Origin of the sequence: Coprococcus sp. AF38-1 (genome assembly GCF_003603945.1) — a bacterium.
GTDB classification, from domain to species: domain Bacteria; phylum Bacillota; class Clostridia; order Lachnospirales; family Lachnospiraceae; genus Coprococcus; species Coprococcus aceti.
Genome location: NZ_QVGO01000010.1, coordinates 30,479 through 39,646, shown reverse-complemented (window position 1 = coordinate 39,646; position 9,168 = coordinate 30,479). Strand labels below are relative to the sequence as shown.

General features: G+C 37.3%; 8 protein-coding genes and 1 riboswitch. All 8 genes read right to left on the bottom strand.

Features of this window, described 5'->3' with window-relative positions; translation table 11 throughout:
- Positions 1-249 precede the first annotated feature (249 nt).
- The gene (locus tag DW025_RS14270) at positions 250-1,221 is read right to left on the bottom strand and encodes a Gfo/Idh/MocA family protein (RefSeq protein ID WP_120000439.1); all 972 of its coding nucleotides are present in this window, start codon (positions 1,219-1,221) and stop codon (positions 250-252) included.
- Between the two features lie 366 nt (positions 1,222-1,587).
- Positions 1,588-2,961, bottom strand: a complete 1,374-nt coding sequence (locus tag DW025_RS14265; RefSeq protein ID WP_120000437.1) for an NAD(P)/FAD-dependent oxidoreductase — start codon at positions 2,959-2,961, stop codon at positions 1,588-1,590.
- A 91-nt stretch (positions 2,962-3,052) separates the two neighbouring features.
- Positions 3,053-3,151: riboswitch (purine riboswitch) on the bottom strand.
- A 161-nt stretch (positions 3,152-3,312) separates the two neighbouring features.
- Complete coding sequence (locus DW025_RS14260; RefSeq protein WP_120000435.1) at positions 3,313-3,882, bottom strand: helix-turn-helix domain-containing protein; 570 nt, start codon at positions 3,880-3,882, stop codon at positions 3,313-3,315.
- A 683-nt stretch (positions 3,883-4,565) separates the two neighbouring features.
- Positions 4,566-5,369 carry a hypothetical protein gene (locus tag DW025_RS14255; protein ID WP_133300873.1) on the bottom strand — a complete coding sequence of 268 codons (804 nt, stop codon included), beginning with the start codon at positions 5,367-5,369 and terminating at the stop codon, positions 4,566-4,568.
- A 1,105-nt stretch (positions 5,370-6,474) separates the two neighbouring features.
- Positions 6,475-7,530 (bottom strand): helix-turn-helix domain-containing protein, encoded by a 1,056-nt coding sequence (locus DW025_RS14250; protein ID WP_118593911.1) that lies wholly within the window; start codon positions 7,528-7,530, stop codon positions 6,475-6,477.
- A 220-nt stretch (positions 7,531-7,750) separates the two neighbouring features.
- On the bottom strand, positions 7,751-8,338 hold the full coding sequence (locus DW025_RS14245; protein ID WP_118224602.1) for a DUF2812 domain-containing protein: 588 nt from the start codon (positions 8,336-8,338) through the stop codon (positions 7,751-7,753).
- Complete coding sequence (locus DW025_RS14240) at positions 8,335-8,658, bottom strand: PadR family transcriptional regulator (RefSeq protein ID WP_055056227.1); 324 nt, start codon at positions 8,656-8,658, stop codon at positions 8,335-8,337. Before DW025_RS14240 ends, DW025_RS14245 begins: the two co-directional genes overlap by 4 nt.
- Before the next feature lie 132 nt (positions 8,659-8,790).
- Positions 8,791-9,165 carry a TnpV protein gene (locus tag DW025_RS14235; protein WP_117767282.1) on the bottom strand — a complete coding sequence of 125 codons (375 nt, stop codon included), beginning with the start codon at positions 9,163-9,165 and terminating at the stop codon, positions 8,791-8,793.
- Positions 9,166-9,168 lie beyond the last annotated feature (3 nt).

Here is a 9,168-nt window from a genome sequence, read left to right as displayed (position 1 = left end):
GCGACAACTTCTAAATATTACCACACCGAAGTGTGTATGTCAACAACTTTTTTAGATAATTTATAATCATGTCTCAGTGACATATCATGTTGTATACCCATAAAAGCTGTCGGCTGCTGTCTGCTCATGCGACAGCTTTTATAAGATACCACCACTGCAATCTTATGTCAAGGACTTTTTTTATTTATCTGACAATTGTGTGCAATTGTTCTAAACAGCCTCCCCTACATATGGCAATCTACCTTCTACCTATTCTTCCTCTGGATATGTAAATCGCCATGATCTTCTGAACTCTGTCATCATATCCATGACGTCCTTTGTATATTCCAGATACATATCTCCATTACCGGATATCGCACTCTCCATGTCCTGAAGCTCATACGCAAGGGCATCCGCATTTTCTCCGGCTGCAACAGTCTCAGTTTTGCCTGTATCTGTGTATGTGACCTTTGCCTCCCACGCTCTTGGATACTCCATCACCTCTATATATCCATTTTCACATGATACCATTCCACGTTTCGGCTGCTTCGAGTGAAGGGACAGCATAACGGTTGCCATCTGGCCTTCCTTATTCATAAGCAAAAGTCCTGCCTGCTCATCCACTCCAGTAGGCGCAGGCTTAACCTGTGAAAGGAGCTTGTCTGGCTTTGAGTCCATGAACCACCTTATAAATGACAGGGCATACACACCTATATCCAGCATTGCCCCTCCCGCAAGGTTTCTGTTGAAGAATCGATTGTTCATATCATAGTCTTTGAAGCTTCCAAAATTCATGGTTATGAGATTGACTTTGCCAAGTGCACCCGAGTCCACTAACTCCTTAAGTTTTCTGTAAATAGGCATATGATAAATAGTCATCGCTTCACCTATGATCACATTATGCTGCTCTGCAAGTTTTACCATCTCTTCGAGTTCATCGCTGTTCAATGTTATAGACTTCTCCACCAATATATGCTTACCATTCTCTATTGCTTTTCTCATAAACTGTATGTGTGTATTGTGTGGTGTCGTTATGTATATCACGTCCACCTCCGGATCCGTGAACATCTCATTGTAGTCTGAATAAACCTTATCTATGCCATACTTCCCAGCAAATGCCACCGCTTTGTCATACGTCCTGTTACCAACCGCATAAATGTTCCTGCCATTCTTTTTGAGTGCCACTGCCATCTCATTTGCGATAACTCCTGTTCCAAGAACTGCCCACTTGATATCTTTCATGTCTGTTTCCTCCATATATAATTATGTATTTGGATTGTATATACACTATACATAAGCATCATGTCACTCCTTTGTATAGGCCATCGCCTGTTCCTATTTCCTTTCTTCTTTCGAAAATAATCCATCATATAGTGTCTTCTATACAATGCCACTAATAGTTTTCTTAGTTAAATTTGTTTTCATATTTGTTGCAGACTTTAAATCTATTTTCATGCCATTTACAACTCTACCATTCATCTCCCATCCAGTCAAACAAATGTATTTTCGCTTGAAACTCATTTATCAAATAAAAACAGAGTATCTGGAACCCCTATCACGATACTCTGTTTTGAATGACTTTCTTCTATATAAATATATCTATTCGTTTTATTCGCCATGTGCAATATTTCTTGCTACGTATACACCGCTTGCAGATGCGTGTGAAAGGGAGTGGGTTATTCCGCTGCCATCTCCTATGATATACAGTCCCTTATATATTGTCTCCAGCTTGTCATCTACCTCTACCTCCATGTTGTAGAATTTGACCTCAACTCCATACAACAGTGTATCTTCATTTGCCGTTCCTGGTGCTATCTTATCAAGAGCGTAGATCATCTCGATTATTCCATCCAGGATTCTCTTTGGAAGGACAAGGCTCAGATCCCCCGGTGTGGCATTGAGCGTAGGTGTGATGAACGCTTCCTCTATCCTGCTCTGGGTGGATCGCTGTCCCCTTATGAGGTCGCCAAATCTCTGCACTATTACTCCGCCGCCCAGCATATTGCTGAGTCTCGCTATGCTCTCGCCGTATCCGTTGGAGTCCTTGAACGGCTCTGAAAAATGCTTTGCCACAAGGAGTGCAAAGTTTGTATTATCCGTCTGTTTTGCAGGATCCTCATAACTGTGGCCATTTACCGTTATGATTCCATTAGTATTCTCAGTAACCACGGCGCCCCTTGGGTTCATGCAGAAAGTTCGCACCTTGTCTCCATACTTCTCCGTTCTGTATACTATCTTGCTCTCATAGAGCTCATCCGTCAAATGTGCAAATATGGCTGCAGGAAGCTCTACTCTGACTCCTATATCTACTCTGTTAGATTTTGTGGGCACATTAAGATCCTTGCACACTGTCTCCATCCATTTACTTCCGCTTCTTCCAACGGATATGATACATTTGTTACAAGCAAATGTCCCCTTCTTGCAGCATACACTATATGTTCCATCGTCCAGCTTGTCCACAGTCTGTATAGGCGTGTCAAAATAAAACTCTACCTTGTCCTGAAGATATGCATACAGATTCTCTAGAACTATATAGTTAATGTCCGTGCCAAGATGTCTGACCGAAGCATCCAGCAAATGAAGTCTGTTCTGCAGACACACTGTCTTGAATCTTGTGCCGGCAGTGGAATAAAGCTTCGTACCCGCTCCGCCGTACTCCATATTGATATCATCCACATACTTCATGATGTCTATGGCCTCGTTCTTGCCGATGTACTCATACAGACTTCCGCCAAAGTCATTTGTGATATTGTACTTTCCATCGGAAAATGCACCTGCACCACCAAATCCGCTCATGATCGAACAGCTGTCACATCCCACGCAGCTCTTGATCTTTGTGCCGTCTATCGGACATTTTCTTCTCTTAAGCTCATGTCCAGCCTCAAACACTGCAACCTTGAGATCCGGAGCCTGCTTTGTCAGCTCATATGCAGAAAATATTCCTCCTGGTCCCGCTCCAATAATTATCACATCATACCTCATACGCGCACCCTCCAAAATCATTTTATATTTTTTGTTAAAACCCCATCCATACTCTGTATCCACACACATATTTTTACACAAAAATATAGTTGACCACGGCAATCCATGTCGTAGTCAACTATTATCGGTAGCTGGTAGATACGCCCAACCATATTATGGGCTTATACATATATAATTGTAATTCTTTCGTCATAAAAAATGATTGCACTATTCATATTTACTATATCTCACGCAAAATATCTGTGCTCATGTGGATGCCACAAACTGATCGTCCACATTGCATCCTTAAAAATTATAGCATATTACATTTAGTTTGCGCAAGCTCAACCGTCGCAATGCTCATTATATATATCATAACGATGCTATGATTGCCGCGATGAATGTTCCAAGCAGGAATAATATGCTTATTACCAAAAGGACTTTCATAAGCGTTCTTTTCCGTTTCCTCATGTTTTCTAAAACTCCGGTTGAATAGAACACCGCAACCAGCAACGCACCTATAGCAACTCCCATAAGCGTCCCCATCAAATAATCATAGACTGGAAGATTGTTGTCTCTGCTGATCACCATCATCGTCAGTCCTGCAATGAGCGAAACCAACCCCACTATGCTGAATATACGCAACCTCATCAACAATGTATTCTTCTCAGTTTCTGCATAATCCGCTACAAGCTGCAATCTCTCTTTCTCTTCCTTATTCATGTCCTCACCCTTCCTTTCTCCATCAATGATATCCCTGATATCAACATCATAGAAATCTGCCAGCTCCACCAGGATACTGAGATCCGGCATATTGCTGCCTGTCTCCCACCTTGACACACTGCGGCTTGTTACTCCAAACCGCTCAGCAAGCTGTTCCTGGGTAAGCTGTTTTTCCTTTCTCAGTTCTCTTAGAAATGAACCGGTCTTTTTCTGATCCATATCTGTTGCCTCCTTTCTATTGAACATCAGCCCATTTTAAGTTGCCTTCGACAAGGGCTGATGCTACATGTCAAGCTTTTGCTAAAAACTTGACACATTCATTGACAGAATAGGGTTTTTCGGGTGTTTTTTACAGGACATGATGCGGGAATTGGCTGTTTTCAGCAAATATGTAAATACACCAGATCACTAAATCAGGTTTAGTCTTTTTTATCATTTTAAGTCCCATACATAAAAATATAGTTGACCACGACATTTTTATTGTCGTAGTCAACTATTATCAGCAGCCGATAAATACCCCAGCCATATTATAGATCTATACGTATTATATTATTGTTTTTCTTCTATATTGCGTCTCTTCTATATAAATAATAATTAGCTATTTTTATAATTACCACCATATCCGGCACCATACTGAGCATTGCCATACGGATTGTAATTGTCATTGCCATTCGCCGGATCATTGTACTGGAAATTGCCATAACCGGGGAGTAGAAATTCTTCATTTACTCCCCAAAATAATATTTAACAATGTTCTATATTATAATTCTTATAAATCTAGCTATTACAATATATAATCTCCAATTATTGAAATTATTTTCAGCTACTATATATCACATTCTATTAGACACACTTTCTATTTTTGTTTCCGCTTTACATTTATTATTTAACGATTCATTTTTTTATTCAGATAAACTACATCTGAATTTTGCTACTATATTATCATCATTCAAGTACTCATCATAATTATACTTGGTTATTTTTTCAAATGCATTTTCTTCCATTATATAAAACTTATTAACGCTATACAGTTTATGAGATTCTAAACTTTCTTTGTATTTCTTATTAAGCTTGTCAAGTATTTCTTTATTATCATCTGTGTTGAGAATAAAGATTTTATTCATTGCAGAAACATTGTTATCATATTCCGAATTATTCTTATCTTTAACTTCAGTTATCTCTGAATATACTTTTACATTTTCTGAATTAACTAATTTTACTATAATATTTTTTATATATGATTCATAATCATCTCTTAATAATAGATTCAAATAATCATCAGTTATAATCTCTTTATCATCTATCTTAGAAACCGTTACTGTTACAATATCACTTTCTGTTAATCCTTGTGGATAAACTATTAATTGTTCATCTTGTAGCGAGTTTGGAGCAATATAACCTTCATAAATAAATTCTTCATCATATTCACTATCTAAATACTTATATAATTCCTCAATTCTTTTGATTGCAATCCTCTGTGAAGATAACAAATCATCATAATTGGTGGATAATCCCGCTTCCTTTAATATTTTCTTCTGTCTACTTGTTAATTCTACTTGAGAATTCTTCTGTGAATGTTCTGTTTTTATTTTTACACCACACCCTACTAAACATATAATAAAACAACAAATCAAAAATAATGCACTTTTTTTTCGCATGTCGCTATCCTTTCCAAAACTTAATATTATCCTTATCTGTTTTTTCAAATGCTACTCAAGTATCTATAATTGCTTTATGAGTTTCTTTAACTAAAGTATCTAATTGTGTTTGAACATTATCTAAAGTTTCTATAACGTTTTTTATTTTTATTTTTCGACGTTTTTCAACTTTTCCGTGTTGCCCTCATAATTACAGGATGCTACAATCGGGACATGGGTGCTAACCGTCTATCGGTAGCACCTTTTTCTGTATTCACATTAACACGCATCTACGTGTATGTCAAAGTATTTTATCCCCTGTACCCTTAATATCCTATCTGCAAATCTCCTATCCTTAGATCTTCCCTCTGAGATTTTTATGTCATTTGTCGGGTCAAAGCTCATTTTTTGCTCTAAATTAGGGTCAAAATAGGGTCAAAACCCATTTTTAAGCAGAAAAAAAAGACCTCCGAGGGCAAACCCTCGAAGGTCTGAAAATCCTTTATTTATGCGGTTTATCAAAGATTACTCGATGATTGTAGCAACTCTTCCTGAACCTACAGTTCTACCACCTTCACGATACTTTAATCCCGTTTTACCTCATATTTTTTATGGTTTTCTCTCCAAAATACAGTGAAAAACGGCTGAATTGCACCACCTATTTTGATTTGCCTGATTTCTTGGCACCGTTTTGGCACCGGAGAATACTCAAACCGATTTTCTTTTGTAGATACTAGATACTTCTCTACCAACTTTATATTGCACCGGTAATTTTTAACTGTTATAATCGAAACATGGGTGCTACCATAACGGTAGGCGGTTAGTCCTTCTCCAGAGGGACTGTGACCCTCTGATTACATAGAAACCTGTAAAGGAATCCATTGGAAAGGAGGGCTAAGCCAATGAGTATTATTGACTTCATAGCAGTAGTGAGCTTCGGCTTAACCTGCTTTAGTATCGGATATACATTAGGCAAAGATAATCATAAACCACAAAAATAACCGCCCTGGTCTGGTAAACTAAGCGGTTATCTTTGATGATATTCTAAATAGTAAAACGGACTAACCGTCTATCGGTAGCACTCTTTTTCTATAATCATATTAGCACGCATCTGTGGAAATGTCAAAAATTTTCTTCTTTCTCAACTATATCTATTTCCATACATTTTTACAACCTATTTCAAGTGTTCCTCAAAAATTAATTCGAGTTCCTTATTCCCTCTCAAGAATTCATACTCTTTCTTATTTTCAATTTCCGAATACAATTCACGAACAAAATTTTTTCCAACTCCCGAAAAAGCTTTTCCCTGTGCAGTATCTTCATACCTGTAATACAAAGGGGATTGTGTCATATTCCAAGGCTTCTGTGATTCACTTAATAATCGCTTAATTAACTGGATACATTTTTCTACATCTTTTCGATATCCAGCAATCAGCAGATATGGCACTGTGTTGCCGTAATTCCATAGTCCAAACAATGATATCATGTGATCTGTAATCTCAGCAATTTTCTCTGCTTTATCATGATTTCCTGTCTCTTCTTCCATTTCTATTAACTTATACAAGTAGCTTTGGATATTGATAACTGCCTGTAGCAATTTCCCTTCTAAGAATAATGCAGCAGTATCTGTTCCTTCCTGATGTGCTAATACACTTGTTTTCATAATCGTTGCATCAATTACAGTATCAGGAATTTTTTTCAAAAGGACATTTGCTTCTTCATATTTCTCCATTTGGACATATTTTGTTGCAAGTATAAAAACGCTTGAATTTCTCACTCTTTCAACCTGACTATCTGCTGTTCGTTCCAGCCACTCAATAATAGCTGTATTATATTCCATTCGTTCTTCGTCATTAAGATCTGACAAAGTCAAAGATCCGTTCAGAACGGTTGCGATCGTATAAATTAATAAGTCGCAATGAGGATACTCCTGTATTTTACGAGATGCCATCTCGAAAGCCTTTGTAAAGCTGTCCAATGAAACTTCCGAAAGTTCATTCACAAATTGTCCAATCTCTTTTTCGGTCAATTCTTCACGAAACGAAAACAATTCATTCATATCAATTTTCAATAATCGTGCCAAAGCTGGAAGTAATGAGATATCCGGATATGTATTTCCCTTTTCCCATTTATTTACCGCAGGAGTAGAAACACCCAGATAATTTGCCACCTGTTCTTGTGTTAATCCCTCAGTTTTTCGATAGTTTTTTATCTGCTCACCAATACGCATTGTTCACACCTCCTGTCCTTATTTCCATTATAGCGTTCCCAATACATGTTTACAATTGAGCCTTTGTTTACTTATTACTTTCTTTTTTTAACTTTCAATTAATTTTCTCTAATATTTATATCATCAGCAACAAACTGCCCACAAATTTAAGAACGGGCTACTAACCCTCAAACGACAGTGTATTACATTGCATCAGTTAAACCAACCTTGTTATCCTGAATCACCACTCCTTCATCTTCGCTTCATGCCTATTTTTCATAATTTGCAACTGGTATATAATGACAGGAATTAGAAAAATCACAGCAATTATGCCTAAAATAACAGACCGATTTACGGTAGCAAATGCTGCGAGCATAAGCATTAATAAAAGCCAGGGATTTCGCAAATTACTGTAATAATTTGCCCTATCTTCATAGGACGTATGAAGTTCAAAAGGTTTTCCATCATTTTCTTTTTCTACAATCAGCAATTCCCTGTTAAATGTTGTAGTGTTTGTTGCAATACGACCGCCAATTTCAGCCCACGGACGCCAGCGAACTTTGCCAACAGAATAATTAAGATTGATATTTTTATAGAATACGGAATATCCCATTTCTTCCAAGAAATCATGGTAATCTTCAGCATTAGCTTTTGATTTTTGTCCTATAAACTCCACGCAATATTGAACTTGACCTGGCTTACATTTTTCAAATTCATAGAGTAATTTCCCCGTTCGAATAAGGCGATAACCTTTTTCAGCCATCTTATTCAGCCAGTTTTTCTGTACCGTCAATAGCCCACCAAAAAAACGATAACACTTTTTACTCATAGTGTACCTCCTACAATTCCGCTTGCAATGCCTACAAGTTCACGAAGTCTGATAAGTTCTTTTTCAGCTATCTCCTTTCCTTTTACAGTGATAAGATACTCTTTTTTTCTACCTTCACTATCTCCGAAAAGCTCAATCCATCCCTTTTCCTGCATTGAATTTAATGCACCATATAAAGTACCTGCTCCCAATGAAAGCCGCCCACCTGTTTTTTCTTCAATGAATTGCATGACAGCATATCCGTGTTTAGGTGAATAGAGTGAAAGCAAAATATAGAATGTCACTTCTGTGAGTGCACCACTTTTCACATTATCCCTCATAGCATCCCCTCCTTATTACGGTTACTGTAATAACTATATCAGTAACCGTAATAAAAATCAAGAGATGTGAAATAAATCTTAATAAGCAGGATAGTATTGTGCTTTTCCTGTTCAGTCCTTTACAAACAATACTTATATATAAAGTGTTTCTCTCAACACCATTTCTTCTGCACTGGCTTTTATATTATTCATCAGCCTAACCCACTTCATCTGATTCCGTACCTTTAATTCTTCAGTTACACCCTGTTTTTCTGCCATCTGTTCCATAAGCATTTCCACCTGTTCTCTGCTCTCCTGATCGATCTGATTCAGATGTTCCGTCAGCTTTCCAGTCAACAACAAGTATTGATATTTTGCTGATCTGTGTTCCTTCAGAAATTGTTTTCGTAACATTCCATATTTTCCATATGTCGGTTCTTCTTCATTCAGTGCCAAATCTGGCAAATAATAATCTCCTTGCAAAGTATATCTTAATCCGTTCTTTTCATCATAAATGTGTTTTTCCATAAT